We start from the raw sequence: 25,269 nt of genomic DNA, 5'->3' as shown, positions 1-25,269 counted from the left end.
GCCGGCGGTCTTGGCGGTGTGGTCGGTACGGTAACCGGCGCATTGGGTGGCATCGGTGGTGGCGGGACCGGCGGCCTCGGCGGTGTCGTTGGAACGGTCGCGAACACGGCGACGGGTGCAGTCGGAACGCTGACCGGCGCGCTGGGTGGTGTCGGCGGTGGTGGGACTGGTGGTCTCGGTGGCGTTGTCGGAACGGTGGGCAACGCGGCAAGCGGCGCAGTCGGCACGGTGACGGGTGCCTTGGGTGGAGTTGGCGATCCGGCTGGCGGTCTTGGCGGTGTGGTCGGTACGGTAACCGGCGCACTGGGTGGCATCGGTGGTGGCGGGACCGGCGGCCTTGGCGGTGTCGTTGGAACGGTAGCGAACACGGCCACGGGTGCAGTCGGAACACTGACTGGCGCTTTGGGCGGTGTTGGCGGTGGGACCGGTGGCCTCGGTGGCGTTGTCGGCACGGTAGCGAACACGGCGACGGGTGCAGTCGGAACGCTGACTGGTGCGCTGGGTGGTGTCGGCGGTGGGACCGGTGGTCTCGGTGGCGTCGTCGGCACGGTAGCGAACACGGCGACGGGTGCAGTCGGAACGCTGACTGGTGCGCTGGGTGGTGTCGGCGGTGGGACCGGTGGTCTCGGTGGCGTCGTCGGCACGGTAGCGAACACGGCGACGGGTGCAGTCGGAACGCTGACTGGTGCGCTGGGTGGTGTCGGCGGTGGGACCGGTGGTCTCGGTGGCGTTGTCGGCACGGTCGCGAACACGGCGACGGGTGCAGTTGGAACGCTGACTGGTGCTTTGGGCGGTGTCGGTGGCGGGACCGGTGGTCTCGGTGGCGTCGTCGGCACGGTAGCGAACACGGCCACTGGTGCAGTCGGAACGTTGACTGGCGCGCTAGGTGGTGCTGGCGGTGCGACCGGCGGTCTCGGTGGCATCGTGGGCACGGTCGGTAACACGGCCACCGGTGCAGTCGGAACGCTGGCCGGCGCAGTGGGCGGTGCCGGCGGCGCGGCCGGCGGTCTCGGCGGCATCGTCGGCACGGTAGCCAACTCGGCAACAGGCGCAGCCGGAACGCTGGCCGGCGCCGCGGGCGGTCTCGGCGGCGTCGTGGGCGCGGTCGGCAACTCGGCAACAGGCGCTGTCGGGACGTTGGCCGGCGCAGTGGGCGGTGTCGGTGGAGGCGCGACCGGAGGCCTCGGCAGTCTCGGTGGCATCGTGGGCACGGTGGGCAACACGGCCACCGGTGCAGTCGGAACCCTGGCCGGCGCAGTGGGCGGTGCTGGCGGCGCGACCAGCGGTCTTGGCGGCATCGTCGGCACGGTGGCCAACTCGGCAACTGGTGCAGTCGGGACGTTGGCCGGCGCAGCAGATGGTATCGGCGGTGCGACCGGCAGTCTCGGTGGCATCGTGGGCACGGTGGGCAACACGGCCACCGGTGCAGTCGGAACGCTGGCCGGCGCAGCGGGTAGTGTCGGCGGCGGTGCGACCGGAGGCCTCGGCAGTCTCGGCGGCATCGTAGGCACGGTAGCCAACTCGGCAACCGGTGCGGCCGGAACATTGGCTGGCGCAGTGGGCGGTGTCGGCGGTGCGGCCGGTGGTCTTGGCGGCGTCGTGGGCGCGGTCGGCAACACGGCCACCGGTGCAGTCGGAACATTGGCTGGCGCAGTGGGCGGTGTCGGCGGCGCGGCCGGTGGTCTCGGCGGCGTCGTGGGCACGGTCGGCAACACGGCCACCGGTGCAGTCGGAACGCTGGCCGGCGCAGTGGGCGGTGCCGGCGGCGCGGCCGGCGGTCTCGGCGGCCTCGTGGGCACGGTCGCCAACGCGGGCACGGGCGTCGTCAACGCCGTCACCGGTGTCGCGGGCAACGGCGGCGCGCTGATCACGCCGATCACGAGCATCGTCGGCAATCTCGGCGGCTCGTTGCCGGTCGGCGCAGCCACCGGTGCGATCGGCGCAGCGTCCGGCGCGGTAACCGGCCTCGCCGGCAGCGGCACCGCGGCGATCGCACCGATCGCATCGACCGTCACGTCGCTGATCGGATCCGCCACAAGCGGCGCTGGCAACGTCGTCGGCTCCGGATCCGGTGCGCTCTCCGGCGCAACCGGTGCGGCGGGCTCGCTCGCGACGGTCACCACAGGCCTGGCGGGTTCGCTCGCGCACACCGTGACCGGCACCGCCGGCGCGGTCGCCGGGACCCTTCCGGCACTGAGTGTCGCGCTCAATGGCGGTACGGCAGCCGGTGCGGTCGGTGGTGTCACGAACGCCGCGGGGGCGCTCATCTCCGGCGGCGCGACGATCGCCAACGCGGCGGTGCAATCGGTCGGTTCGGCCGTCGGGTCGGTGGCCGGCGTCGTCCCCGCGCTGGCGGTTTCGCTGAACGGCAATTCCGCGCAAGGCGGAGGCAGTTCGTCGGGTGGTTTGCTGGCACCCGTGACGTCGCTCGTCACTTCGCTCACCGTTCCGGTGATCAAGAAGTAGGCGACGTCGATATCGCGGCCGCTGCATGCTCCGGGCGGTCGCGCATCTTCACACCTCAGGCGCGTCATCCACAACGCCGGCGGGACGACGAATCGTGCCGACTCGCGCGGCGTTGGCTCGGTGACGCGCCATTTTGCGTTTCGGGGAGCCGTTGCGTCGGATGCCTCCATCTCGGGCTTCCCGACCTCTTCCCGTCTGCATCGGTTCGCCGCGCGTCGACGGGAGCGATGTCCGTTTCCGCCTTCGTCGAACGAGAAAACGGCAACCGCGGGACCGACGCCACTTCGTTCATTCCCGACGCATACGCCGCACGCCGCAGCCGCAAACGTATGGACACCGAACCGTCAGTCCGGCGCCACCCCGGTCGATTCGCGCACGACCAGCTCGGGTGCGCCGATCGTATGCACGGCCGTGCCCGGCTCGATCCCGTCGATCATGTCGAGCGTCAGCGCGATCGCCCGCGCGGCGATCTGCGCGGTCGGGAACCGTACGGTCGTGAGCGCGGGGCGGAACTGGTGGGCGAGCTGGATATCGGTCATGCCGACCACCGACAGATCGGCCGGCACGCGCAGGCCGAGATCGGCGGCGGCCTGCATCGCGCCGATCGCCATCAGGTCGTTGGTCGCGAACAGCGCGGTAAGGCCCGGCTGCTCCCGCAGCAGCGCGGCGGCGGCTTCGTAGCCGCCTTCGATCGAGTCGTGCGCCGACACGGTCGTCAGCGCATGTGCCGGATGGCCGCGCGCCGCGAGTTCGTCGGCGAAACCGCGCAGCCGCACCGACTGCGGCCCGCCCGAACCCTTGCCCACGAGCGCGCCGAACGTGCGATGCCGCAGACCGGACAGATGCGCGGCCGCCAGCGCGCCCGCCGCCGCGAAATCGACGGTCACGCACGGCAGCGTGCGCGACGCATGCACGTGTTCCCACATGCACAGCACGATCGATGCGCCGTGACGGGCGATGTCGGCGAGTTCCGCTTCGGCGAGATCGGTGTTCATCACGATCGCACCGGCCGCGAGCGTCCCCGCGATCCGCTCGAGGTAGTTGCGCGTGATCGCCGGATCGTCGTCGGTATTGGACACGAGCAGGTAATGGCCGCGCTTGCGCGCCTCGCGTTCGGCGGCCAGCACGAACTCCGGATAGAACGGGTTCGTGATGTTCGACAGCATCAGCGCGAGCGTCGACGTGCGGCCCTCCGCGAGCGCGCGCGCGGTCAGGTTCGGCCGATACCCGAGTTCGCGGATCGCGGCCATCACGCGCTCGACGGTCGCCGGCTTCACCTTCTGCGGATTGCGCAGCACGTTCGAGACGGTCGCCGCGGTGACGTTCGCGCGCCGCGCGACTTGCGCGAGCGTCACCATGCGCGGGCTCCGGCCGGCCGGGCAGCGCCGCGCGAGGACAGCAAGGCGGGGAAGTGTCTGCTCATATTCTGGGAGTGCGTCCCACAAGTTGCACAGGGACGGCCGATACGCTAATTTCTCGACACATCAGAGGAAGGAGACGACATGGTACGGCGAACCGGGCGAATCGCGCCACAGAAATTTAAGCGTTTAAATTTTTCGGTCCGATGCGTGTGACCGGCGAAAGGAGAGCGCGATGACCGCCATTTCATTGAAGGATGTCTCGAAGCGCTACGGCGACCATGCGCCGGTGCTGCGCGACGTGAACCTCGAGATCGCGTCGCACGAATTCTGCGTGTTTCTCGGTCCGTCGGGCTGCGGAAAATCCACGCTGTTGCGGATGATCGCCGGGCTCGAGGACGTGACGGAGGGCGAGCTGCGGATCGGCGGCGCACGGATGAACGACACGCCGCCCGCGGAGCGCGGCGTCGCGATGGTGTTCCAGAGCTATGCGCTGTTTCCGCACATGACCGTGTTCGACAACATCGGTTTCGGACTGCGAATCGCCGGCACGCCGAAGGACGAGATCCGCCGCCGCGTGATCGAGGCCGCGCGCGTGCTGCAGCTCGAAGCGCTGCTCGATCGCAAGCCGAAGGCGTTGTCGGGCGGGCAGCGGCAGCGCGTCGCGATCGGCCGCGCGATCGTGCGCGAGCCGCGCGTGTTCCTGTTCGACGAGCCGCTGTCGAACCTCGACGCGACGCTGCGCGGCCAGACGCGTGTCGAAATCGCGCGGTTGCACGCGCGCTTCACGCAATCGAGTTCGGTCTACGTCACGCACGACCAGATCGAGGCGATGACGCTGGCCGACCGGATCGTGCTGCTGCACGCGGGCGACGACGTCGCGCGCTTCGGCAGCATCGCGCAGGCCGGTGCACCGCTCGAGCTGTATCACCGGCCGGCCAACCGCTTCGTCGCGGGCTTCATCGGCTCGCCGCGGATGAACTTTCTGCCGGCGATCGTCGACGCGGGCGATGCGCACGGCTGTCGGCTGACGCTGGAAGGCTCCGGCGAAACGCTGACGCTGCGCGATCGCCCGCTGCCGCGCCACGTCGGCCGCGGCGCGCGCGTGACACTCGGGATCCGTCCCGAGCACCTGACGGTCGCGGCGTCCGGCGAGGCCGGCTGGCCGTCGATCGTCCGCGACGTCGCGCTCGTCGAGCAACTCGGCGAAGCCGCGTACGTGCATCTCGACCAGCCCGACGGCGTGCCGCTACTCGCGAAACTGCCCGGGCAGGCCGCGTTGCGGCGCGGCGAGCGCCATGCGTTCCGCATGCCGCCGTCGAGCTGTCACCTTTTCGACGAAGCCGGCATCGCATTGCCGGCCCTTCACGCCGAAGCGGCGTTCGCGTAACGGCGCAATGCCGAGCCGCCGCGTGCGACGCGGCATTCGACACACCAATACCAGGAGACAACGATGAGACTTCGTGCGAGCCGACTGCTGCTTGCCCTGACGACTGCCGCGGCGTGCGCCGCGGGCATGGCCGACGCGGGCACGCTGAAAGTGAACGTCGCCGCGCGCGGCAACCAGCGCGCGACGTGGCAGGCAGCGTTCGACCAGTTCCACAAGGCGAATCCGGATATCGACCTGAAGGTCAGCTACGTCGGCGAGGAGGCGTACAAGGTGCAGATGTCCGGGTGGCTCGCGACCGATCCGCCCGACGTGCTGAGCTGGAACAACGGCGAACGGCTCGCGTATTTCGCGAAGCGCGGGCTGATCGAGGACCTGAGCGCGGATTGGCAGAAGAACGGCTGGAACGACACGTATGCGTCCGTCAAGCAGTCGTCGACCTACGGCGGCAAGCTCTACAGTTTGCCGCTCGGCTATGACGCGTACGGGTTGTTCTACCGCAAGGATCTGTTCGAGAAGGCGGGGATTCACGGCGAGCCGGCCGACTGGCCGCAGTTTCTCGACGCATGCCGCAAGCTGAAGGCGGCCGGCATCGCGCCGATCGCGGTGGCTGCGCGCGATGCGTGGACGCTCGCCGCGTGGTTCGACTACCTCGACCTGCGGATCAACGGCTATGCGTTCCACCAGAAGCTGATGGCCGGCGACGTCGCCTATACCGACCCGCGCGTGCGCGCGGTGTACGCGGCATGGAAGAAGCTGATCGACGACAAGTATTTCATCGACAACGCGCTGTCCTACGACGTCGATTCGCTGAGCCCGCTGATCGTCAACGGCCAGGCCGCGATGACGCTGATGGGCACCTGGTATTCGGCAGGACTGCTGAGCGCGACGCGCAACCCGATCGGCTTCTTCCGCTTCCCGGCGATCGACGCATCGGTGCCGCTGGCGGAGGACGGCCCGGTCAACGTGCTGATCGTCCCCGCGAAGGCGCACAACAAGGCCGATGCGCGCCGCTTCCTCGCGTTCATGGGGCAACCGGCGGTGAGCGGCGAGTTCGCGAAGGGGATGGGGCAACTGCCGTCGAACAACAAGGCGCCGGAGCCGCAGGATCCGATCTCGAAGATCGGCTTCCGCACGCTCGCGACGACGCCGGGCGGAATCGCGCAGTTCTACGACCGCGACATGACGAAGGAAATGGCCGACGAGGGGATGAAGGCGATGCAGCAGTTCCTGTCCGATCCGACGCAGCTCGATGCGATCCTGCAGCGCCTCGAGCAGACCCGCAAGCGCATCTACCGCAAGTAATGCGCCGCGCGGCCGGGCCGGCGCGGCCGGTCCGGCGCTTCGTCGCCACCTTTAAGTTCGTTTCGTCGAAGGTCACCTCATGTCAACCAGCCTGTCAGAAAGCGCCGCGCGCCGCGATGCCGGCCCGCGGCGGCATGCGCGCGCGTCGCTCGCGCGGCGGCGCAACCGTGCGGCCCGGTGGTTCGTGCTGCCGGGTTTCGCGCTCTTCACCGTGTTCGTGCTGTACCCGATCGTCAGCAGCATCTGGCTGAGCTTCCATCACTGGGACGGGATGACGCCGATGACGTTCGCCGGGCTCGACAACTATCGCGAGCTGCTGCAGTCCGACACGTTCTACGTCGCGCTGAAGAACAACGTGCTGTGGCTCGTGCTGTTTCTCGCCGCGCCGCCGCTCGGCCTCGCGCTCGCGCTGTACCTGAACCAGAACGTGTTCGGCATCCGGCTCGTGAAGTCGCTGTTCTTCGCGCCGTTCGTGCTGCCGGGCGTCGTGGTCGGGCTCGTGTTCTCGTGGTTCTACGATCCGACGTTCGGGCTGCTGAAGCTGATCGTCGGGCACGGGATCCCGGTGCTCGGCGATCCGCGCTATGCGACCTACGGCGTGATCGCCGCGGCGCTGTGGCCGCAGATTCCGTTCTGCATGATTCTCTACCTGACCGGGCTGACCGGCATCAACGGCGAGATCGTCGAAGCGGCGCGGATGGAAGGCGCGCGCGGCTTCACGCTGCTGTGGCACGTGATCCTGCCGCAATTGCGGCCCGCGACGTTCATGGCGGTCGTGCTGACCGTGATCGGCGCGCTGCGCAGCTTCGACCTGATCTCGGTGATGACGGGCGGCGGCCCGTTCGACAGCTCGACCGTGCTCGCGTATTTCATGGTCGATCAGGCGATCAAGTATTACCGCGAAGGCTATTCGGCCGCGATTGCGGTCGTGCTGTTCGCGATCATGCTCGTCTATATCGTGTGGCAGCTTCGCAAGCTGGTGCGCGTCGAGTCGTAAGGATGACCAACATGTATCCGATGCCCGTGTCCCGCTGGGGACGTCCCGCCCGTCTGCTGTACCGGCTGTCGCTGCCGTGCGCGCTCGTGCTGTGGCTCGTGCCGCTGCTCGCGGTGCTCGTCACGTCGATCCGCTCGACCGACGAGATCGCGGCCGGTCGTTACTGGGACTGGCCGAAGCAGTTCGCGCTGGTCGACAACTACGGCGCCGCGCTCACGCAGACGCCGATGCTGCATTACTTCGCGAACAGCATCCTGATCACGGTGCCGTCGGTCGCCGCGTCGATCCTGCTCGCGTCGCTCGCCGGACACGCGCTCGCGAACTACCGCTTCCGCGGCAATCTCGTGCTGCTCGGGCTGTTCGTCGCCGGCAACTTCGTGCCGATCCAGATTCTGATGATTCCGGTGCGCCAGATCATGCTCGGCGTCGGGCTCTACAACACCGTGTGGGCGCTCGTGCTGTTCCATACGGCGTTTCAGACCGGCTTCTGCACGCTGTTCCTGCGCAACTTCATCCGCGAGCTGCCGTTCGAGCTGATCGAGGCCGCGCGCGTCGAAGGCGCGTCCGAGTGGGCGATCTACTGGCGCGTCGTGTTGCCGCTCGTGCGGCCCGCGCTCGCGGCGCTCGCGATCCTCGTGTTCACGTTCGTGTGGAACGACTACTTCTGGGCGCTGTGCCTCACGCAAGGCGACGACGCGGCGCCGATCACCGTCGGCGTCGCCGCGCTCAAAGGGCAGTGGACGACGGCCTGGAACATCGTGTCGGCCGGCTCGGTGCTCGCCGCGCTGCCGTCGGTCGCGATGTTCTTCGCGATGCAGAAGCACTTCGTCGCGGGGCTCACGTTCGGCGCGACCAAGGGCTGATCCGTCCCATCCTCTTTCTTCAGCAAGGAATCCACGATGCATCTCGGCGTTTGTTACTACCCCGAACACTGGCCGCGCGAACAATGGGATCGCGATGCGCGGCGCATGGCCGAACTGGGCCTGACCCGCGTGCGGATCGCCGAATTCGCGTGGAGCCGGATGGAGCCGGAGCCGGGCCGCTACGACTGGGCGTGGCTCGACGACGCGATCGACACGCTCGCGCGCCGGCAGCTGAAGATCGTGCTCGGCACGCCGACCGCCGCGCCGCCGAAGTGGCTCATCGATCGCCACCCGGAGATTCTGCCGGTGGGCGCGGACGGCGCGGTGTGGCAGTTCGGCTCGCGTCGCCATTACGACATCGCGAGCCCCGTGTATCGCGAGCACTGCGTGCGCATCGCCGACGCGATGGCGCGGCGCTACGGCGCACATCCGGCGGTGATCGCGTGGCAGACCGACAACGAACTCGGCTGCCACAACACGCTGCCCAGCTATACGCGGGCGGCGCTCGAAGGCTTTCGCGCGTGGCTCGCCGCGCGTTACGGCGATATCGGCGCGCTGAACCGCGCGTGGGGCAACGTGTTCTGGAGCATGGAGTATCGCGGCTTCGACGAGATCGAACTGCCGCGCCATACGCCGACCGACGCGAATCCCGCGCATCTGCTCGACTTCCGGCGCTATCAGTCGGACGCGGTCGCGCGGTTCCATGCCGCGCAGGTCGACGCGATCCGTCCGCACGCGCCGGGCCGCGACGTATTGCACAACTTCATGGGCTTTTTCGCCGAGTTCGACCACTACGCGTTCGCGCGAGGCGGGCTCGACGTCGCCGCGTGGGACAGCTATCCGGTGCCGCGTACCGAAGTGTTGCCGCTCGACGAAGCCGACAAGCGACGCTGGGCCCGCACCGGGCATCCGGACGTGTCGGCGTTCTCGCACGACCTGTATCGCGGCGTCGGCAACGGCCGGATGTGGGTGATGGAGCAACAGGCGGGGCCCGTCAACTGGGGGCCGTACAACCCGGTGCCGCACGCGGGCGCGGTGCGGATGTGGACGTGGGAAGCGTTCGCGCACGGCGCGGAACTCGTGTCGTATTTCCGCTGGCGGCAGTATCCGCACGCGCAGGAGCAACTGCACTCGGGGCTCAACGCACCGGACGACCGGTTGTCGCCGGGCGGTCATGAAGTGGCGCGCGTCGCACGCGAGATCGCCGCACTGGATCCTGCGCTCGTCGTCGGCGAGCGCGAGACGGCGCGCGTCGCGCTGCTGTTCGACTACGAGGCCGACTGGATGATCCGGATCCAGCCGCACGGCGCCGATTTCGACTATCAGCAGCACGCGTTCGACTGGTATCGCGCGTTGCGCGAGCTGGGTCTCGACGTCGACATCGTTGCGGCCGATGCCGACGTGTCGCGTTATGCGTTCGTCGTCGCGCCGACGCTGCCGGTCGTGACGGAGCGCATCGTCGAGCAGGCCGCGAGCGGACGCGCGCACTGGCTGTTCGGGCCGCGCACGGGCTCGCGCACCGCGGAGTTCGCGATCGCGCCGGGTCTCGCACCGGGCAGGCTGCGCGACGTGCTGCCGGTGCGGATCGGCCAGGTCGAATCGCTGCGGCCGTCGCTCGCGCCGCGGGTGTCGCTCGACGGTGTCGACGGCCATGCGCTGAAATGGCGCGATCACATCGACATGGAATCGACGGCCGGCATCGACGTGCTCGCCGCATGCGACGACGGTGTGCCGGTGCTCGTGCGGCGCGGTGGCGTCACGATGGCGACGGCCTGTTTCGACCGGACGCTGTTGCGCGCGATCGTTGCCCGCTGCGCACGCGATGCCGGCCTTTCGATGCGCGCGCTGCCGGACGGCGTGCGGTTGCGTCGACGCGGGCGCGTAACGTTCGCGTTCAACTACGGCGACGCGCCGTGCACGCTGCCCGTGCCGGACGGTGCGCGCTTCGTCCTCGGCGGTCGGGAACTTGGCGCGGTGGACGTTGCCGCGTGGGTCGAGCCGGACTGACGCGATGCAGTCGTTGCGGTCGCTGCGGTTGCATTTCGCGCGCCTGGCGGGGATCGCGCATTTCGTGCCGCTGTCCGCGGCGGCGCTGCTGCTCGGCGTCGCGATGTCGTTCACCGCGCCGTACCTGTCGCTGTTCGGCGTGGAAGCGGCGGGGATGTCGCCGCTGCTCGCGGGCGTGTTCATGACGCTGATCGCGGCGAGCGGGGTCGTCGCGAGCACGTGGGCCGGGCGTTGGTCGGATCGCCGCGACCGGCACCGGCCGCTGCTCGTCGTGTCGCTCGCGGCGGCCGCGCTGGGCTTCGCGCTGCTGTGCATGTTGCGGGCGCACGGACCGGTGATCGCCGCCGGCACGATCCTGCTCGGCGCGGGCGCCGTGTCGCTGTCGCAGATCTTCTCGTTCGCGCGCGCGGTGCTGCCCGTCGCCGACGACGCGCAGCGCGAACTCGCGTCGGCCGCGCTGCGCACGATGCTATCGATCGCATGGGTATTCGGTCCTGCGCTCGGCGCGCTGATCCTCGCGCAGACGGGTTTCGCCGGACTCTTTCTCGCCGCTTCCGCCGGCTTCGTCGCATGCGCGGCGATCGTCGCGCGGATTCCGGAGCCCGTGCGGCGGCCCGCGGCGACGCATGCGCGCGCAGTCGATCGCACCGCGGCAGCGCCGGACGACGCGACGGCGGCCGTCGTCGCGCCGCGCGCGCGCGTGCTGCGGACTCTCGTCGCGCTCACGCTGATGGGGCTCGCGGCGAACGCGACGATGATCGTGCTGCCGCTCTACATCGTGCGCGGACTCGGCGGCACGCCGACGAACGTATCGGCGGCGCTCGGCCTGGCCGCATTGCTCGAGATTCCGATGATGCTGTGGCTCGGCATCCGGTCGACGCGGCTCGACAAGGCGCGCTGGCTGACGGCGTGTGCGCTCGTGCATGCGGCGTATTTCGTCGGGCTCGCGGCGGTGTCGCGGGTCGATGCGATCCTGCCGCTGCAGTTGCTGAGCGCATGCGTGGTCGCGATCACGTCGTGCCTCGGGATGACGCGCGTATGCGACCTGATGCCCACGCGCCCCGGCACCGCCACCGCGATGTTCTTCAGCACCGCGCGCGTCGGCTCGATTGCGTCGGGCGTGCTGTCGGGCGCGTGCGTCGACCTGTTCGGCTATCGCGCGACGTTCGCGGGCTGTTGCGGGCTCGCGCTCGTCGCGTTCGCGCTGCTCGCCCGGGATGCGCGCGGCGAGCGCGGCCGGGCCGGTGGCGCAAGCGGCACGAGCGGCACAAGCGACACGGCGGCGCCTGCGCGCCGCCGTGTCGATGCACCGCACTGACGCGCGATACGCCGGTGCGGTGATGCCGGCGGCCGTGCCGCGTCAGCGCTGGCGATATGCGTCGAGCGACGACAGCGCGTGGCCGTGGAAGTCGAACAGCGTGTTGTTGTCCCACTGATCGCCCGCGCCGACCTTCCAGCCGACGCCCGGCGTCGGAATCCACTCCGGCTCCCACCAGAACACGCCGGCGCCGCGACGGCCCGGCACCCCCTTCACGATATCGACGACCGCCGCGAGGAATTGCGCCTGCCCGGCCGGCGACGGCGGGAACGCGGTCGAGCCCGTGTTCGTCATCGCGTTCGGCTCGGAGTCGCCGTCGCTGGTGGTCCACGGATACGCGGTCTCGACGACGATCAGTTCCTTGTCGTAGCGCACCGCGAGATCGTTCGCGTTGTTGCGCAGGTCGTCGAGCGCGCCTTGCCACTGCGGGTAATACGACAGGCCGATCACGTCGAATGCGACACCGCGTTGCGTCGCGCTGTCGAACCACCAGCGGCTTTTCGCGTTGTCGCCGCCGCTGTCGATGTGCAGCATCACCTTGATGCGCGGGTCGACGGCCTTCACCGCATCGCGGCCCGCCTTCAGCAATTGAGCGAGGTTGTCCCACTGGTCGTAGCGGCCGAGCGGCCACAGCATGCCGCCCGTGATCTCGTTGCCGATCTGCACCCACTCGGGCCGCACGCCGGCGCGCTGCAACTGGCGCAGCACGTCGGTCGTATAAGCCGACAGCAGCGCGCACGTCTCGGCGAGATTCTTGCCGGCCCACGCATGCGGCGGGTATTGCTTGCCGGGGTCGGCCCACCAGTCGCTGTAGTGGAAATCGATCAGGATGCGCATTCCGAGCGCGGCCGCGCGCCTGGCGAGCGCAACGACATGAGCCGCGTTGTTGTAGCCGGCCGGGGCGCTCTGGTTCGCGGGGAAGAAGTCCGGATTGCCCGGATCGTTCCATACCTTGATGCGGATCGAATCGACGCCGTGCGCGTGCAGGATCTTCAGGCAGTCGCGCGGGTGCCCGCGGTCGAAGTACTGCGCGCCGTGCGCCTCGAGTTCCGGTAGCGTCGACACGTCGGCGCCCATCGCGAACGGGGCGCTGCCTGCGGCACGCGTGACGGCCTGTGCGAAGGCCGGCAGCGGGCCGGCCAGGTCGAGACAGGCAAGTGCCGCGGTCGAAACGCTCCAGCTCAGCATCGATCGTCTGTTCATCGTCATCCTCCAGGTGAGGGATCCCGTCGGGTGCGGGATCGCCGGCATCAAAAGTTTAAGCGCTTAAATTTCGGCCTCTACGTGAGGCCGAATCGAGCGTAGCGCAACCGCTGCCGCCGACGCAAAGGACGCATGCGTTGCCTACTATCTGGTGAGGCGCGGAGGCGCCTGCCTTCCCGGCGTCCCGCCGTGCGTACGAAACGGCCAGCGACGTACGTGAGGAATCCGGACGATGCCGTCCGACCGTGCGGGGCGGGCACGCGCCGGCGCCCTGCTACGAGCGGTCGCGATTCCGGGCGCGCGTCGCGCCGGTGATGACCGCGATGCCGAACAGGATGACGGCCACGATCTCGATGATGTGCTGGGCGACGTGCAGCGTCATCAAACCCCAGACGACGCCGCCGATGAAAATGATCCATCCGACCAGGTAGATGAGCAGGGTCATCGCTTTTTCTCCTTGCAGTGTTGGCCCATGGCGCCGGTTGCCGGTCGTGAAAAATTTACCGGGCGCGCGGTGCGCGCGACGAGGACGTGCGATCCGGCAGCACCGGAGCATCTTTCGCGCCCGGCCTCGCGGTTTCCGGCGGCATGTTCGGCGTGCAGTTTGCCGGCCGCTTCATTCGGCCGCCGTGTCATGCGCGTGCAGCCCGAGCCGCGCCATCAGCCGCCTGGCGTCGAACGGCGCTTGCGTTTTCGTGTCGTTGTCGAAATAGCAGTACACGTCGCGCGTCGCCGCGCGTGGCGGGTGCAGCGCCGGTGCGGCAAGACGCGCATCGTCGGGCTGCGCGCCCCGGCTCCACGTGTCGATCCGGCGTGCCCATCGCTCGAGCGCCGCGTCGGCGTATTCGCCCGAATACTTCGTTTCGGTGCCGTGCAGCCGCATGTACACGAACCGCGCGCTCAGATCCTCGAACTGAGGCCACGCCTCGGTCGAATCCGACACGACGAGCGCGACCTTGTGGCGGCGCAGCAGTTTCACGAACGCCGGATCCACGAAGCTGTCGTGCCGCACTTCCACCGCGTGACGCAACGCTCGCTTGCGGTCGATCTCCAGATATGGCGCCCGGACGTGCGAATCGTGCCGGCGGGCGAGGGCGAGCGCGGCTTCCGTATCGTGCGGCAGCAGGCTCAGGAAGCGCTCCATGTGCGCCGGGTCGAAACGCAGCGACGGCGGGAATTGCCACAGCAGCGGCCCGAGCTTCTCCTTCAGCGCGAACAGCCCCTGGGCGAAAAAATTCGCGCACGCGACCGTGGCGGTCTCGTCGCGAAAACGCAGGATGTGCGTGAGGTAGCGCGAACCCTTGACGCTGAACACGAACCCCGGCGGCGTTTCGGCATACCAGCGCCGCCAGCTGTCCGGCGCTTGCAGGCTGTAGTGCGTGCCGTTGATCTCGATCGTCTGCATCTGGCCCGCTGCATACCGCAGCTCGCCGGCCTGCTTCAGGTCGGCAGGGTAGAACGTCCCCCGCCAGCCCGGGTAGCGCCAGCCTGAAATGCCGATGTGAATCCTGCCGGATGTGCGTGTCACGTCGATGCCCGGCTGCGCCGGGTCCCTGATGCGGTTCGGGCGACGCGCAAGATGCGTGCCGCCGCCGTCGGTCCAATTCTTTTTTTAAAGACCGCGCCACGTTCGGCCGGTATGATCGCTGCGCTCGCGAACGGCGCAATCGGTCGGTGCGCACCGATCCCCGCTTCACTGCGTTCGCCGGGCACGGCAATCACGACACCACCGGACGGACCGGGCAATACACGGTTCGTCGATCCGGCCGAACGGGCCAACCCAGCACGACGGAGTATCGAGACGATGTGGACGGAGACAGGGACGGGGCGGCGCGCGATGGCGATCGCGGCAGGCGCAGCGTGGTGCGCGGCCGCCGCGGGCGGTGCGCACGCGCAGGCATCGGCGCCGGGGGCGGCGGCCGTGCTGCCGGCCATCGACGTGCGAGGGCCGGCCGATGCTTCGGCCGTCGGGCTCGTCGGGCGGCGCACCGCCACCGGCACCAAGACCGACACGCCGATCATCGAGATTCCGCAAACGATCGACATCGTCACCGCGCAACAGATCGAGATGACCGGCGCGGCCGACCTGAACCAGGCGTTGCGCTACGTGCCCGGCTTCGCGACGTTCGGCTCCGACAGCCGCACCGACTGGTATGCGGCGCTGCGCGGCTTCACGCCGACGCTGTACGTCGACGGCCTGCCGGCGCCGAACACGGCCGTGATCGCGAACTGGCGCGTCGATCCGTACACGATCGATTCGATCGCGGTGCTGCGCGGGCCGACGTCGGTGCTGTACGGTGCGGGCGAGCCGGGCGCGATCGTCGACGCGCAGACGAAGCGCGCCGACGGTGCGCGCGTGCGCGAAGCTGGCGTGCAGCTCGGCAACGATGCGCGCAAGCAGGCCATGCTCGATGTCGGCGACAGCCTCGACCCTGACGGCAAGGCTGCGTACCGCTTCGTCGGCGTCGCGCGCGACGGCAACGCGGTGACCGGCCCGAACGGCGACCGGCGCGTCGCGCTCGCGCCGTCGTTCCGGTGGCGGCCGAACGCCGACACGTCGCTGACGTTTGCCGCGACGTACCTGCAGGACAGCGGCGACATCTCGTCGAACTTCCTGCCCGCGTCGGGCACGGTGCTGCCGAACCCGAACGGCCGCCTGTCGCAGGACATCTACATGGGCGACCCGTCGTTCAACGACTACCGCAAGAAGCAATGGTCGCTCGGCTACGCGCTGGAACACCGCGTGAACGCGATCTGGACGCTGCATCAGGACGTGCGCTGGTCGCACCTGTCGCTCGACGATGCGACGGTGTTCGGCAACGGCTTCGCGCCGCGCAGCACGACGAACATGATGCGTTTCGCGGGGCTGTTCCAGCTCAACTACAGCCGGCTCGACATCGACAATCGTGCGCAGGCGCGCGTCGACACGGGGCCGCTCGAACATACGCTGCTGTTCGGCCTGCAGTTCGACCGGCAGACGACGACCAACAGCGTGCTGCTTGCGCTCGCCCCGTCGCTCGACCTGTATCACCCCGTCTATCGGCCCGTGACGGCCGCGATCTTCTCCGGCCCGACGTCGCTCGGCCACGTCGATCAGTACACCGCGATGAACGCGGTCGGCGTGTATGCGCAGGACCAGATCCGTTGGCGTCGCTGGACGCTGACGCTCGGCGGCCGCGAGGACGTCGTGAATGCGCGGTTCGACGACCGGGCCGCCGGCACGCATGCGCAGCAGGACGTCAGTGCGTTCTCCGGGCGGGTCGGGCTCACCTATCGCGGCGACGCCGGGTTGTCGCCGTACGTCAGCTATTCGACGTCGTTCGATCCGGTCATCGGCGTGCGGATGTACGGCGGCGGCCTGCCGAAGCCGACCCGCGGCACGCAGACGGAGGCCGGGCTGCGCTGGCAGCCGGCCGGCCGGAACCTGATGCTGAATGCGGCCGTGTATCGGATCGACCAGACCAACGTCGTGACGCCGACGCCGGTCGCGCTCGACCCGACCGCGACGACGTCGGTGCAGACCGGCAAGGTGCGCTCGCAAGGCATCGAGCTGAGCGCGGTCGGCCAGGTGACGCGCGAGCTGTCGATCGTCGCGTCGTATCTCTATCAGGACGTCAAGAACGTGCAGGCGAACGACGCGTCGCTGAACCACTGGCCGGTGTCCGTCCCGCTGCCGCGGCAGATGGCGTCGATGTGGGCCGACTGGACCTGGCGCACGGGCGCGCTGGCGGGCTTCGGCATCGGCGGCGGCGTGCGCTACCAGAGCGCATCGGCCGGCGCGCCGGACAATTCGCTGACGGTGCCGAGCGCGACGCTTTACGACCTCGCGATCCATTACGAGCTGCCGCGCTGGCGTTTCGCGGTGAACGTCGCGAACCTGTTCGACCGGCGCTACGTCAGCGGCTGTCAGTCGTACGCCGTGTGCGTGTTCGGCAACGAGCGGACCGTGCTGGCGAGCGCGAAATACAACTGGTGAGCGCGAGCGCGTCGCATCCGGCCTACGCGCGGCGTTGCGGTTCCCGGCTCGCGGTGCGCGCGCCGGCATGGCCCTGGCGTCGCCATTCGGTCGGCGTGATGCCGAAACGTTCGCGGAAGGCGGTGGCGAAATTGGCCGGCGTGGAAAAGCCGATTTCCTTCGCGATACTGGCGATGCTGAGCGACGTGGAGTCCAGCAGATCCTGCGCGATCCGCAGCCGCTCGTAGCGCAGATATTCGAACACCGTCCGGCCGAGATTGTCGCGAAACGCGCGCGACAAGCGCTTTTCGTGCGTGCCGACCGCACGCGCCAGTTCCTCCACCGTCGGCGGATCGTTCAGCGTGCGCGACAGGTGGCGGATGGCCGCGCGCACGATGATGTCGTCGTCGTTGCCGCCCGCGAACGGGCTTTCCGCCGGCTCCGTCCCGGCGGACCGTTCGCGTTTCGCTCGCGAGAGCTGCACGCGAATCCGCGCGATCACCTCCGCCGGCTCGAACGGCTTCACCACATAGTCGACGCCGCCGATCTCCAGCCCCTCGAGCCGTTCGTGCAACGCGCCGGCCACGGTCAGGAAGATGATCGGGATCGCGCCCGTCAGCGGATCGGCGGCCAGCAGGCGGCACGCGGTGAAGCCGTCCATGCGCGGCATGCGCACGTCCATCAGGATCAGGTCGGGCATCAGCGCCTGCGCGCGCTGGCACGCTTGCGCGCCGTCGAATGCGACGCTGATCCGGCATCCCGTGCTGCGCAGCATGTCGGTCAGCAAACGGAGCTGGTCGGGTTGATCGTCGACGATCAGGATATGCGCGTCGCGCAATGCGGAGATCGATGAAGGCATCGTGCACCTGTTGTGAAAAGGCGGTTGGCTGCGTTTTCCGCGGGTGGCCTGCCCGGTGAGCGGGAAACGTGGGACGCCGCTGCGTGGCGATGCATCCCGGCGCATCGCACGCTCGCATCGATTCCGGACGACGCGGAACCGCGCGGCCGGCAACCGCTCGACGCATCGTGCGGCGTTCGTCGTCTTGATCGCCGAATCGGCAGGACGCGACGGTTCGCCGTGCTCGCGTGGACGACGATCGCGACTGCCGGAATCGATGCGAGCGGAATTGTAGGAGCATATTGGGAATCCGGCCAGACATGATGGATCCATTCTCACCATTCCATCTTCGTGATTATCGAAAATGGCGGTTTGCGACAGGAGCGTGAAACGTCGGCGTGCATCATTGCTCGTGGTTTACGCGTATATCGAGTGAGAAGCCGTGCGGCCGGCTGGTTTTCGGATCGCGTTTTAGGGAAAAGAATTATTGGAATCCGCTTTGGCAAAGTATTTATCCGCTCGGCAAAAGATCTTGAATGAAGGTGCTGGCGCGAAATCGTTTGCGGAATGGGTTGATTTTACGTAAGCCATTGAATATTTGGAATTTTACAATCTATAAAGAATGTCGCCTTTAATAATTTAATTCCGTGTCTCATAATTCGTCCGAACTTTGAGTAACGGGTGGCAGGGCAGCGAAAGCGCCGCAAGCGGTGACGGACGTTGCCTGATCCGGGGCCGGCGCATCAATTGATGACTGTCCAGGCACATGCTCGCTGCGCGGAGTGAAACCCGGGTTGCCGGGATGAAATAAAAGAAGCAGTGTGGGTCGCGATCGGCGCGGCGACAAATCGGGGAAGTACATGGCGACGGGTTGAATCTCCGGATTCGGCCGGGGAAAGACTCGTCCATGAGAATCAATACGTATTCCTAATGCAATTGTCGAATTAACGGAGCGGGACGTCAGGCCGACGGCATGCCCCGGGCTTTCGGACGCCCGGTCGAAACGGGTGCTCGATGCGTGTCGTGTCGACACGGCTTGCCCGGCGTCGGAATCCGCTTCCGAACCGAAGTCGCAATCGAAGTCGAAGCTGTCAATAAAAGTAAGTAGTCCGTATTCAAACCAGACGCTACACAACGGAGCAGAAGACCATGAAGAGGAAGCAGATTTCGGCGCTCGCCGCCGCGATGTTCACGGGTGCGGGTGTGCTGATCGCCGGCGCCGCGCACGCGGACAATTTCGTCGACCGCGGCAACCCGGACAACGCGCTGAACGGCCAGTGCATCGACGGCACCAACCCGCTGTGCGTGGCAACGAAGAACGGCAACTACGTCGCAGTCAGTACCACGAACGTGACGCAGGGCACCAATGCGAAAGCAGGCGCCAGCGGTATCGCGATCGGCGACCAGTCGAATGCGAGCAGCAAGGGCGGCAGCAGCAGCGGCGGCGCGATCGCGATCGGGGTCGGCTCGCAGGCGCTGGCGAACTCGTCCACCGCGATCGGCACGGTGGCGGTCGCGCAGGGCAACACGGCGCTGGCGATCGGCCGCCAGTCGGCGGCGGTCGGCGATTTCTCGATGGCGCTCGGCAACGTCGCGGATGCGCACGGCACGAGCTCGATCGCGCTCGGCCATTCGGCGCTCGCCAGCGGCGACCGCTCGGTCGCGATCGGCGGTGCGAACCCGACGTCGAGCGACGGCGTATCGGCCGGCGCATCGTACGATGCGGCCACGCAGACGCGTGCGGCCGGCACGCAGTCCGTGGCGATCGGTGCAGGCGCGCAGACGAACGACAACAACCAGGTCGCGATCGGCTCGGGCAGTGTCGGCGCGAACAACGGCGGCACGCCCGTGTTCGGCGGCACGGCCGCGCCGGTCGGCGGCGCGGTCTCGTTCGGCGCGCTCGGCAGCGAGCGCCAGCTCAAGAACGTCGCGGCGGGCGCGGCCGATACGGACGCCGTCAACGTCCAGCAGTTGAAGAACGTCAACGGCACGCTGAGCACGGCCATCGGCAACGTCGACGCACGCGTGACATCGGTCGGCAATGCGCTGTCGACCTCGATCTCGAACGTCGACCAGCGCGTGACCAGCGTCGGCAACAGCCTCAGCACGAGCATCGTCACCGCGACGCAAAACGTCGTGAAATACACCGACGACTCGCATGCGGCGATCGCGCTCGACGGCGCCACCGGCACGACGATCGGCGGCGTGGCCGCCGGCGTCGCCGATACCGACGCCGTCAACGTCGGCCAGTTGAAGGGCAGCCTCGCGCCGCTGCAGACGTCCGTTTCGACGGCGGCTTCGAACATCGCGAACCTGCAGAACAGCGTGACCGGCATCAACGGGTCGCTGAGCACCGCGGCGTCGAACATCGTCAACCTGCAAGCGGCCGATACGCGCAACGTCAAGTACGACGGCGCGAGCGGCTTCGACTCGGTGACGTTCGCCGGCCCGAACGGCACGACGCTGCACAACGTCGCGGACGGCAAGGACGTCCACGACGCCGTCAACGTCGGCCAGTTGACGGGCGGCCTCGCATCGCTCAGCACGAGCGTGACGAACAACCTCAGCACGACGCTCGGCAACCTGAGCACGTCGATTACCAGCCAGATCGGCACCGCGACGAAGAACGCGGTGCAGTACGACGACGATGCGCACGGCGGCGTCACGCTCGGCGGCCAGGGCGCCGCGGCGCCGGTCGGCCTGCACAACGTCGCGGACGGCGTGGCGGCAGGCGATGCGGTGAACGTGGGCCAGCTCGGCAAGGTGACCGACACGCTCAACCAGTCGATCGCGACCGTCGGCAACCAGGTGACGACGAATACCGGCAATATCGCGGCGCTTCAGCAGGACGCGCTGCAATGGAACCCGGCCCTCGGCGCGTACGATGCGAGCCACGGCGGCCACGGCCCGCAGCTCATCAGCAACGTCGCGGCCGGCAAGAGCGGAACGGACGCGGTCAACGTCGATCAGCTGAACGCGGCGATTCACGACGGGACGAGCCAGCTCGATGCGCTCGCGGTCAAATACGACGATCCGAGCAAGCGGCAGGTATCGCTCGGCGCGGGCAACGGCGGCAGCCCGGTGCGTGTGACCAACGTCGCGGAAGGCAACGTGGCGGCAGGCAGCACCGATGCGGTGAACGGCGCGCAACTGCGCCGCGCGACCGACGGCGCCGCGGCCGCGCTCGGCGGCGGCGCGACCGCGAACCCGGACGGCTCGATCGGCGCACCGAACTACAAGATCGGCGGCAGCGCGTTCGACAACGTCGGCGACGCATTGACGAACCTCGACGGCCGCGTCGGCAGCAACACGACGACGCTCGCGAATCACGAAACGCGCATCGGCAATGCCGAAACGAACATCGCGGGCAACACCGCCGCGATTGCCGGGCTGCAGCAGGACGCGCTGCAATTCGACCCGACGCTCGGCGCGTTCAACGCCGCGCGCGGCGGTGCGCCGACGAAGCTGACGAACGTGGCCGACGGCAACCTCGCCGCGGGCAGCACGGATGCGGTGAACGGCGGCCAGTTGTCGGGCGTGAAGACCGCGCTCGAACAGCAGATCACGCAGGTGTCGAACCAGGCCGGCGAAGCCGTGAAGAACGTCGTCAAGTACGACGTCGACGCGAGCGGCAACCGGCTGAATTCGGTGTCGCTCGTCGGCGGCGACGCAACGTCGGCGGTCGTGCTGAAGAACGTCGCGGCGGGCACCAGCGATACCGACGCGGTGAACGTGAAGCAGTTGAAGGACGTGCAGTCGAGCCTGAACCAGCTCGGCGCGCTCGCGGTGCAGTACGACGATGGGTCCAAGAGCACGATCACGCTCGGCGGTGCGGGCGGCACGCGCATCACCAACGTGCAGGCCGGCACGCTCGGCGCGACCAGCACCGACGCGGTGAACGGTTCGCAGCTCTACGCAACCAACCAGCAGGTGGCGAAGAACACCACCGACATTTCGAACCTGCAAGGCAGCGTGACCAACATCGCGAACGGCAAGGCCGGCCTCGTGCAGCAGCAGGACCCGAACGGCGCGATCACGGTCGGCAAGGATTCGGGCGGCGCGAGCGTGAACTTCTCCGGTACGGCGGGCGACCGCGTGCTGACCGGTGTCGCGGCGGGCGTGAACGACAACGACGCGGTCAACATGGGTCAGTTCAACAACGCGCTGAAGAACGTGGCGGCCAACGACAAGATCCGGGCGGCCGCGACCGATGCGAACACGACATGGATCGCGCGCGCCGATGCGGGGGCGATCGGGTCGACGGCGACCGCGACCGGCAAGAACGCGGTGGCGGTCGGCCAGGGCTCCGTCGCCGATCGCGACAACTCGTTCTCGGTCGGCGCGAAGGGCAGCGAGCGCCAGATCACGAACGTCGCGGCCGGCACGGCGCCGACCGACGCGGTGAACGTGCAGCAGCTGAACGACAACCTCGCGACGGCGTCGACGCAGGCGAAGGGGTATACCGACCAGCGCATCGGGCAGGTGTACAACTCGTTCAACGACCTGAAGAAGGACATGTACGGCGGCGTCGCGTCGGCGATGGCGGTGGCCGGCTTGCCGCAGCCGACCGGCGCGGGGCGCTCGATGGTGTCGGCGGCGACGTCGAACTATCACGGCCAGCAGGGCTTCGCAGCCGGCTACTCGTACGTGACGGAGAACAACCGCTGGGTCGTCAAGGCATCGGTGACGGGCAACGCGCGGTCGGACTTCGGCGCGGTGGTCGGCGCGGGTTATCAGTTCTGATGCAGCTTGCGTAGCGTTGAGCGATGCGTGGGTGCCGGGCAACGCATGCGAAGCCCGGTACCCACGGCCAATCGGCGGCCCGGGGTTCGTTCGCGAATCCCGGGCCGTCGTCGTTTCGCGTCGCCGGCCGCTCGGGTATTCCGCATCGACGGTACCCGTCGCAAATGCGAGTGGCGCCTTCCGCCGTGATCGTCGTCATCCCGCCGCGCTCGGCGCCGCAAGGGTTTCGCGCCCGTGCGGCGGAGCGTCCAATGCGAGTTGTGGGATGCGAGCCCGCGCTCGTATTCTGAAGTCCTCGGGCGGCACGGCATGGGGCCTGCGCCCGTCACCGCATCAGAGAGCGCGACCATGACCGAAACGACACCCACGATGAAACTCAACCACCTGAGCTTCCCTTCCGCCGACACGCTGGCGACGGCCCGCTTCTTCGAGCGATATCTCGGCTTCACGATCGCGGGAAGCTGGGACAAATCGTGGATCCTCAAACGCCCGGGCTTCGACGTCGTGATCGATCACGCCGGCGACGGTGTGCCCGCGTGGCCGACAAATTTCCACGTCGGCTTCGAACTGCCGAGCCTCGATGCCGTCCAGGCGCTGTTCGCGCGCTTCAAGGAGGAGGGCGTCGCGATGGAGACCGGCGTCTTCAACAACGGGCGCGGCTCGCGCTTCTTTTGCCGCGCGCCGGGCGGCGTGATGTTCGAACTGAACACGCGCGCGGATGCCGCGCCGGAATATCGGGGCACCTTCGACGATTGACGCGACGCGGTTCGTGCCGCGCTCAATCGCAACGGCCGACGCGGGCGAGGGTCTCGATGGCCGCGCGGGTACGCGACGGCTGGGTGATCTCCGTCCATTGCAGATGCGCGTATTTCGGGTCGTCGCGCAAGCCGGCGAACTTGACGCGGTTTTTCGCGAATGTCGTGTACGACCACAGCAGCACCGAGTCTCGCGAGCAGAACGCCATCCGCAGCGATTCCCGGTTGCCGTGAAACAGCTCGGTGCGCATGAGCCCGCGGCCGATCGTGCGCCGGAGCACGCGGGAAAACACCGTCCATCGCCCGAAGTTGAGCCAGACGACGTGCGTGGCGCGCGACCACAGCACGTCGCGCACCGCGCTGTAGTTGCCGTCGGCGACCCATCGGTCGCCGGCCGTCGCCGCCCGCACCTCCCGCTCGAACTGCGCGGGCGGCACGGCGGTCCAGCCGGGGCCCCAGTAGAGCCGGTCGAGTTCGATGCAGGGGCAGGCCGCGGCGGCGGCCAGCGCGCTGGCGAAGGTGGATTTCCCGGATCCGCTCGTTCCGACGACGATGACGCGCATGTGTGTGACCACGGACAAAAAGGTGAGCGTGCGTATTGTGCCCGAAGCGCGCGGGCGGACCGGTATCCGTGGCGGAAAAGGCGGGCCGTCGACGAACCCGCCGCGCATCGATCAATCGAGCGGCGGCACCGCGCCCTCCCGCAACATCTTGACGAGCCGCGCGCGTCGCTTTTCGAGATCGGCGATCTGGCGGTCGATCGCTTCGAGGCGTTCGCGCTGGACGTCGCCGATCTGATCGCACGAACGCGCGCCGTCGATCAGCAGCATGCAGTCCGGAAAGCCGCGGATGTCGTCGAGGGTGAAACCGGTCGCGATCATGCGCTGAATCTGTTTGACCTGCGTCACCGCTTTTTCGGGGAACAGGCGATAGCCGTTGGCCGCGCGCACCGACGCGAGCAGGCCGTGCGCGTCGTAGTGCCGGATCGAGCGCACGCTCGCGCCGGTGAGCTGCGCGAGTTTGCCGATGGTCAGCGGGGGCGGAGCAGACGGATTTTTCATGAGAGGCAGGCTAACACGATTCGCTTGACTCTCACATCAGTGTGAGGGTTGAGACTGGGCGTCCGTTCATGCCTGGAGGAACAATCGTGAATACCCGAGTGCTGATCCGCTGGTTGCTTGTCGCGATCGGGTGGCTGACGCCGTTCGCGTTGGCGCACGACGCGGCTGCCGCGCCGCTGAGCTATACCGTCACGTCGACGGACGGCGTGAAGCTGGCCGTTCAGGAAAGCGGCGACCCCGACGGCGTACCGGTCATCCTGATTCACGGCCTGCTCGGCAGCCGCCTGAACTGGGACGCGCAGGTCGACAGCCCCGAACTGCGCCGATTCCGGATCATCACGTACGATCTGCGCGGCCACGGGCTGTCGGACAAGCCGTCCGGCGCGCAGCCGTATCGCGACGGCACCCGCTGGGGCGACGATCTCGCCGCGGTCATCGAAGGCGCGCATGCGCGCAAGCCGGTCGTGGTCGGCTGGTCGCTCGGCGGCGTGGTGATCTCGAACTACCTCGCCAAATACGGCGATCGCGCGATCGCGGGCGCGGTGTACGTCGACGGCGTGGTCGAGCTCACACCGGGTCAGATCGTCGATCATCCCGACGTGTACCGAGACATGAATGCGGCGGATCTGAAAACGCATCTCGACGGCGAGCGCACGTTCGTCGGTCTGTGCTTCAACCGTCGGCCGAACGCCGCCACGTTCGAGCGCTTGCTCGCCAACGCCGCGATGGCGTCGTGGGACATGCAAAAGGCCATCCCGACGATGTCGGTGTTCGCCGCCGCGGGGCTCGGCAACGCGCACGTGCCGCTGCTCTTCGTCTACGGCGGCCGCGACGCGCTGGTCGATACGCACGCGACGCTGGCCCGCGCGGCCGAGCTGAACCCGCACGTGGTCAGCAAGGTGTACGCGGAATCGGGGCACGCGCCGTTCATCGAGGAAGCCGAGCGGTTCAATCGCGATCTGGCCGCGTTCGTCCGGTCGGCGTCTTCGCCGTGAAGCCGGGTGTCGCGCGGG

Annotated in this window: 18 protein-coding genes; 11 read left to right on the top strand and 7 right to left on the bottom strand. The window is 68.3% G+C overall.

Annotated elements, in window-relative coordinates; genetic code table 11:
• Positions 1–2,466, top strand: a 2,466-nt coding sequence (locus tag WT53_RS33955) for a beta strand repeat-containing protein (protein ID WP_373558461.1), incomplete at its 5' end; no start/stop codon positions are given.
• Positions 2,467–2,810: 344 nt separating this feature from the next.
• Here WT53_RS33955 and WT53_RS31295 read toward each other — a convergent pair.
• Positions 2,811–3,824: a LacI family DNA-binding transcriptional regulator gene (locus tag WT53_RS31295; protein ID WP_060262672.1), complete on the bottom strand. Its 1,014-nt coding sequence runs from the start codon at positions 3,822–3,824 to the stop codon at positions 2,811–2,813.
• Positions 3,825–4,059: 235 nt separating this feature from the next.
• Between WT53_RS31295 and WT53_RS31290 the strand changes: the two genes are divergently transcribed.
• The 6 genes from WT53_RS31290 (at position 4,060) to WT53_RS31265 (ending at position 11,701) form a co-directional block, all read left to right on the top strand.
• A complete protein-coding gene (locus WT53_RS31290; RefSeq protein ID WP_060262670.1) occupies positions 4,060–5,214 on the top strand; it encodes an ABC transporter ATP-binding protein in 1,155 nt (384 codons plus the stop codon).
• Positions 5,215–5,277: 63 nt separating this feature from the next.
• Complete coding sequence (locus WT53_RS31285) at positions 5,278–6,516, top strand: ABC transporter substrate-binding protein (protein WP_034209059.1); 1,239 nt, start codon at positions 5,278–5,280, stop codon at positions 6,514–6,516.
• Positions 6,517–6,595: 79 nt separating this feature from the next.
• Positions 6,596–7,513 (top strand): carbohydrate ABC transporter permease, encoded by a 918-nt coding sequence (locus tag WT53_RS31280; RefSeq protein ID WP_060262668.1) that lies wholly within the window; start codon positions 6,596–6,598, stop codon positions 7,511–7,513.
• An 11-nt stretch (positions 7,514–7,524) separates the two neighbouring features.
• Positions 7,525–8,376 (top strand): carbohydrate ABC transporter permease, encoded by an 852-nt coding sequence (locus tag WT53_RS31275; protein WP_034209473.1) that lies wholly within the window; start codon positions 7,525–7,527, stop codon positions 8,374–8,376.
• A 36-nt stretch (positions 8,377–8,412) separates the two neighbouring features.
• Complete coding sequence (locus WT53_RS31270) at positions 8,413–10,383, top strand: beta-galactosidase (protein ID WP_034209061.1); 1,971 nt, start codon at positions 8,413–8,415, stop codon at positions 10,381–10,383.
• A 4-nt stretch (positions 10,384–10,387) separates the two neighbouring features.
• Positions 10,388–11,701 (top strand): sugar efflux transporter, encoded by a 1,314-nt coding sequence (locus WT53_RS31265; RefSeq protein WP_034209062.1) that lies wholly within the window; start codon positions 10,388–10,390, stop codon positions 11,699–11,701.
• Between the two features lie 42 nt (positions 11,702–11,743).
• Here WT53_RS31265 and WT53_RS31260 read toward each other — a convergent pair whose 3' ends face one another.
• The 3 genes from WT53_RS31260 to WT53_RS31255 all read right to left on the bottom strand — a co-directional run bounded on the left by WT53_RS31260 (position 11,744) and on the right by WT53_RS31255 (position 14,432).
• Positions 11,744–12,904, bottom strand: coding sequence for an arabinogalactan endo-1,4-beta-galactosidase (locus tag WT53_RS31260; protein WP_034209474.1), 1,161 nt, complete (start codon positions 12,902–12,904; stop codon positions 11,744–11,746).
• 274 nt (positions 12,905–13,178) lie between these two features.
• A complete protein-coding gene (locus WT53_RS33950; RefSeq protein WP_179949065.1) occupies positions 13,179–13,349 on the bottom strand; it encodes a hypothetical protein in 171 nt (56 codons plus the stop codon).
• A 171-nt stretch (positions 13,350–13,520) separates the two neighbouring features.
• Positions 13,521–14,432 (bottom strand): DUF72 domain-containing protein, encoded by a 912-nt coding sequence (locus WT53_RS31255; RefSeq protein ID WP_034209063.1) that lies wholly within the window; start codon positions 14,430–14,432, stop codon positions 13,521–13,523.
• Positions 14,433–14,708: 276 nt separating this feature from the next.
• On the opposite strand from WT53_RS31255, the gene WT53_RS31250 reads away from it, so the two are divergent.
• Positions 14,709–16,880 (top strand): TonB-dependent siderophore receptor, encoded by a 2,172-nt coding sequence (locus WT53_RS31250; RefSeq protein WP_034209064.1) that lies wholly within the window; start codon positions 14,709–14,711, stop codon positions 16,878–16,880.
• Positions 16,881–16,902: 22 nt separating this feature from the next.
• Here WT53_RS31250 and WT53_RS31245 read toward each other — a convergent pair whose 3' ends face one another.
• A complete protein-coding gene (locus WT53_RS31245) occupies positions 16,903–17,718 on the bottom strand; it encodes a response regulator (RefSeq protein WP_034209065.1) in 816 nt (271 codons plus the stop codon).
• A gap of 1,128 nt (positions 17,719–18,846) precedes the next feature.
• Between WT53_RS31245 and WT53_RS31240 the strand changes: the two genes are divergently transcribed.
• Both WT53_RS31240 and WT53_RS31235 read left to right on the top strand, forming a co-directional pair.
• On the top strand, positions 18,847–22,440 hold the full coding sequence (locus WT53_RS31240) for a YadA family autotransporter adhesin (RefSeq protein ID WP_034209066.1): 3,594 nt from the start codon (positions 18,847–18,849) through the stop codon (positions 22,438–22,440).
• A 348-nt stretch (positions 22,441–22,788) separates the two neighbouring features.
• The gene (locus tag WT53_RS31235; RefSeq protein WP_179949064.1) at positions 22,789–23,196 is read left to right on the top strand and encodes a VOC family protein; all 408 of its coding nucleotides are present in this window, start codon (positions 22,789–22,791) and stop codon (positions 23,194–23,196) included.
• Positions 23,197–23,218: 22 nt separating this feature from the next.
• Here the strand turns inward: WT53_RS31235 and WT53_RS31230 are convergent, their stop codons facing one another.
• A complete protein-coding gene (locus tag WT53_RS31230; protein ID WP_034209068.1) occupies positions 23,219–23,758 on the bottom strand; it encodes a toxin in 540 nt (179 codons plus the stop codon).
• A 111-nt stretch (positions 23,759–23,869) separates the two neighbouring features.
• Positions 23,870–24,256 carry a MerR family transcriptional regulator gene (locus WT53_RS31225; protein ID WP_034209069.1) on the bottom strand — a complete coding sequence of 129 codons (387 nt, stop codon included), beginning with the start codon at positions 24,254–24,256 and terminating at the stop codon, positions 23,870–23,872.
• 86 nt (positions 24,257–24,342) lie between these two features.
• Between WT53_RS31225 and WT53_RS31220 the strand changes: the two genes are divergently transcribed.
• Complete coding sequence (locus WT53_RS31220) at positions 24,343–25,251, top strand: alpha/beta fold hydrolase (RefSeq protein ID WP_034209070.1); 909 nt, start codon at positions 24,343–24,345, stop codon at positions 25,249–25,251.
• Positions 25,252–25,269 lie beyond the last annotated feature (18 nt).

It is taken from the genome of Burkholderia sp. MSMB2157WGS (genome assembly GCF_001532755.1).
Classification (GTDB): Bacteria; Pseudomonadota; Gammaproteobacteria; order Burkholderiales; family Burkholderiaceae; genus Burkholderia.
This window is presented reverse-complemented; position numbering and strand designations above follow the sequence as displayed.

Excerpts from the sequence above, each read along its gene's own strand:
- WT53_RS31295 (WP_060262672.1), bottom strand. The coding sequence starts at position 3,824 with ATGGTGACGCTCGCGCAAGTCGCGCGGCGCGCGAACGTCACCGCGGCG.
- WT53_RS31290 (WP_060262670.1), top strand. The coding sequence starts at position 4,060 with ATGACCGCCATTTCATTGAAGGATGTCTCGAAGCGCTACGGCGACCAT.
- WT53_RS31285 (WP_034209059.1), top strand. The coding sequence starts at position 5,278 with ATGAGACTTCGTGCGAGCCGACTGCTGCTTGCCCTGACGACTGCCGCG.
- WT53_RS31280 (WP_060262668.1), top strand. The coding sequence starts at position 6,596 with ATGTCAACCAGCCTGTCAGAAAGCGCCGCGCGCCGCGATGCCGGCCCG.
- WT53_RS31275 (WP_034209473.1), top strand. The coding sequence starts at position 7,525 with ATGTATCCGATGCCCGTGTCCCGCTGGGGACGTCCCGCCCGTCTGCTG.
- WT53_RS31270 (WP_034209061.1), top strand. The coding sequence starts at position 8,413 with ATGCATCTCGGCGTTTGTTACTACCCCGAACACTGGCCGCGCGAACAA.
- WT53_RS31265 (WP_034209062.1), top strand. The coding sequence starts at position 10,388 with ATGCAGTCGTTGCGGTCGCTGCGGTTGCATTTCGCGCGCCTGGCGGGG.
- WT53_RS31260 (WP_034209474.1), bottom strand. The coding sequence starts at position 12,904 with ATGAACAGACGATCGATGCTGAGCTGGAGCGTTTCGACCGCGGCACTT.
- WT53_RS33950 (WP_179949065.1), bottom strand. The coding sequence starts at position 13,349 with ATGACCCTGCTCATCTACCTGGTCGGATGGATCATTTTCATCGGCGGC.
- WT53_RS31250 (WP_034209064.1), top strand. The coding sequence starts at position 14,709 with ATGTGGACGGAGACAGGGACGGGGCGGCGCGCGATGGCGATCGCGGCA.
- WT53_RS31245 (WP_034209065.1), bottom strand. The coding sequence starts at position 17,718 with ATGCCTTCATCGATCTCCGCATTGCGCGACGCGCATATCCTGATCGTC.
- WT53_RS31240 (WP_034209066.1), top strand. The coding sequence starts at position 18,847 with ATGAAGAGGAAGCAGATTTCGGCGCTCGCCGCCGCGATGTTCACGGGT.
- WT53_RS31235 (WP_179949064.1), top strand. The coding sequence starts at position 22,789 with ATGACCGAAACGACACCCACGATGAAACTCAACCACCTGAGCTTCCCT.
- WT53_RS31230 (WP_034209068.1), bottom strand. The coding sequence starts at position 23,758 with ATGCGCGTCATCGTCGTCGGAACGAGCGGATCCGGGAAATCCACCTTC.
- WT53_RS31225 (WP_034209069.1), bottom strand. The coding sequence starts at position 24,256 with ATGAAAAATCCGTCTGCTCCGCCCCCGCTGACCATCGGCAAACTCGCG.